The organism is Flavobacterium sp. (assembly GCF_043722275.1).
In the GTDB taxonomy this organism is placed as follows: Bacteria; Bacteroidota; Bacteroidia; order Flavobacteriales; family Flavobacteriaceae; genus Flavobacterium.
Genome location: NZ_JAYSPC010000107.1, coordinates 1 through 2,944, shown reverse-complemented (window position 1 = coordinate 2,944; position 2,944 = coordinate 1). Strand labels below are relative to the sequence as shown.

The following is a 2,944-nucleotide window of genomic DNA, read 5'->3' as shown; positions in this document are numbered from 1 at the left end:
TTTGCCCCATCTTATTATTAGTTTCTACTAAGGTTTAAAGGCAGCACAAACCTTAGTAAAAAACAAGCACAGCACAAACAAAACCTTATTACCTTATTTTGCTAAAGCCTGAAAGGCTGGTATGATTATAGAAAAGTTATGTGCCGGGAATGCAGAACCCCGCAGGGGTGATATTTTTAGCAACCGGCCTGCAAGCGTTGTTGGCCGGAGGGAAAAATTCAACATTGGTTTTTCAAATCCCGGACACAGTCCGGCGGAATTAAAACGGCATCAAGTGATCCCACGGAGTTTACGTTTGGGTTTTATGATTTTGTTGGGAACACTTGCGCCAGTGGGGCCAGTTGGCTTGCGGGTGAAAATGAGGAACACCTGCAGCGGCAGAGAATTAAGGACGGGAACACTTACGCCAGTTGGGGGCTGAGAATGCAAAACCCCGAAGGGGTGATATGAAGTATGCTGCGGCTTTGCCGTTGGTTAGAAACCAGACGGCGGCGTATGCTGGTGCGGTAGTTGGCTTTCGGGTGAATGGGAACACCTACGGCGGCGGAGACGGCGGCGTATGCTGGTGCGGTAGTTGGCTTTCGGGTGAATGGGAACACCTACGGCGGCGGAAAAAGGTTGTATTTAGCATCCTTTTTATTACCTTGAAATATGGAATATGATGAAATACTGCAAATGGCAGATAGAATATTTGATGAACTAGTTGATGTTAATCAATTGAGGGCTTATACACACGGGTTTATTAATGGCAAATTTTCTATTCAAAATGGTACACCAGAAAGTACTTATGTTTTAGCAGCATTGAGGAGAATTTCGGATGATGGTTATATGGATAAGAAAAACGGTTCAAGCGAAACATTTCATATTAATGGAAAAACTTTCAACTTTAAAAAATCGGGCGGATATGAAGAGTTAATTAAAGAAGAAAATAGAAGGGCTGAGCTTAAAGCCGTTTTGGAAGATTTGGGATTGAAAAATACTCAATCCGTTATTGATACAAACACATCTATTCAACAACTAAATACAAGTACCGTAAGGTTCTATAGTAAACAAAAAACACACAATACAATAAACATATTTTTAACCATTGCAATAATGTTTGCTACAGTAGTTTCAGGTGGAATTTCTACATGTTCATATTATGATATTAAGGCAGAAAATCAAAAAAAAGCTCAAGACAAATCAGACCTTCAATTAAAAGTAGAAAAGTTAGAATCAGTATTGCAATCAAAAGTAGCCGAAGATTCGGTGTTTCAAAAAGCTGTAAAAGATTCTTTAAATATCCCTTAAAATTATGTTGCTTTATAAGCATGGTCTAACAGGTATGTAGTTATCTAGAGACACGAGGCGAGCAAAAAAAAATTATTTATGAGATGTTTACTCTTCGTTGTAGCAATATTTTCCTTTCAAAGTGAATCTTATTCTCAACTAAAAATTGAAGATTTTAATAATTTTCCCTTGGGAATTTATTTTGATCAGTATAAGGAAGTAAAAAATTATTTTACTAAAGAACCTGAACTATTCAAAGGTGATTCTAAGACAAACAAAGACAATTATAAAATTGAATATAATGACACTCCATTTGACATTTTTGGTTCTGCTAATTATGAACTTATTTTTGTAAATAAAACTTTAGCTTCTGTTGAGATTGAATTGAAATTTTATTATGATGAAATTGAAAAATTTAGGCAAACTATCCAATCTATAAAGAATACTCTTAAATCAGATTCTGATAAAAATCTTTTAAAAGAATATAGCGATCTAAATTATATTGATGCTATCGATTTTATGAAAAAAGAAGGAAAAGGAGTGTACGGGAATATGGAAGATTCTGTTTGGGATAATTTAAAAGGAAAGCATTTTGGTCAAGAATTTTGGGGTATTAATAAAAGCATACAAATTGATAAAAAATTTATCATACTAGGTGTTTCAGTAGACCAAGCACGTACAACAAAAGGTGATAGGTTTTTAAGGCCAATCGTTTTTGATTACTCAGGGAGTTATTTAAATCTAAAAATTACTTTAACCAACGAGAAGTTACAGGATTTAAGAAATCAATTTGAAAATCAATCGTATTACAGTTTTACTGGATTGAAAGAAGACAAAACAATTATAACACTTAAAAATGACAATGGAGTCTATAAAATACCAGTAAAAATTAATAATAGCTTGACACTTGACTTTGTCCTAGATTTAGGGGCCTCTGATGTTTCAATAAGTCCCGATGTATTTTCTGTCTTACTTAAAACTGGCTCCATTGAAGCCGGAGATGTTTTAGGTAAGCAATCTTATAAATTGGCTGATGGTTCAATTGTAGAACATACTGTTATAAATTTAAAAAGCTTGACCATAGGAGAAATAAAACTAGATAATGTAAAAGCATCCGTATCTGATTCTAATAATTCTCCGTTACTTTTAGGGCAAAGTGCATTAAAAAAACTTGGGAAATACTCAATTGATAATAAGAAAAATGAGTTGGTTATTGAATAGTTAGGTGTATTAACTATTACATATTACACTTGGCCAAGAATTTAGCTCATTAATTCATCAACTATATCTGTTTTTTCTAATCTTAACAACAACATTTTTTCCTTTGATTTCAAATCATAATATCGCTTTAGTTTATTGTTACTATCAAATTCCGAATGCTCGCTTGGGTAGAATACAGAAGCGACATTTTTAATAAAGTCAATCAACTTCATTTTTTCTTTTTGCTCTAAGGTATCATCAGGTTTTACTGTAAACAGCATACCTTCAAGATTTGCAGGAATTTTATTCATATCCATCATAACTCTTTTTATTTAATTACAAAAAAAGCAGGCTATTAAACCTGCTTCAACTTATCTCTTACTTCACTTCCTCAAAAGGCACATCCTCCACTTTACTCTCTCCTCCACCCTCTTGCTGTGGTTGCTCACCAGGTTGTCCTTCAGCGCCGGGTTGG

Annotated in this window: 3 protein-coding genes; 2 read left to right on the top strand and 1 reads right to left on the bottom strand. The window is 34.3% G+C overall.

Annotated elements, in window-relative coordinates; genetic code table 11:
- The first annotated feature begins 651 nt into the window (after positions 1 to 651).
- Both ACHZDT_RS13580 and ACHZDT_RS13575 read left to right on the top strand, forming a co-directional pair.
- Positions 652 to 1,290: a hypothetical protein gene (locus ACHZDT_RS13580; RefSeq protein ID WP_394775168.1), complete on the top strand. Its 639-nt coding sequence runs from the start codon at positions 652 to 654 to the stop codon at positions 1,288 to 1,290.
- 78 nt (positions 1,291 to 1,368) lie between these two features.
- Positions 1,369 to 2,490, top strand: coding sequence for a TIGR02281 family clan AA aspartic protease (locus tag ACHZDT_RS13575; RefSeq protein WP_394775167.1), 1,122 nt, complete (start codon positions 1,369 to 1,371; stop codon positions 2,488 to 2,490).
- A gap of 41 nt (positions 2,491 to 2,531) precedes the next feature.
- Here ACHZDT_RS13575 and ACHZDT_RS13570 read toward each other — a convergent pair whose 3' ends face one another.
- Positions 2,532 to 2,780, bottom strand: coding sequence for a hypothetical protein (locus ACHZDT_RS13570; protein WP_394775166.1), 249 nt, complete (start codon positions 2,778 to 2,780; stop codon positions 2,532 to 2,534).
- Positions 2,781 to 2,944 lie beyond the last annotated feature (164 nt).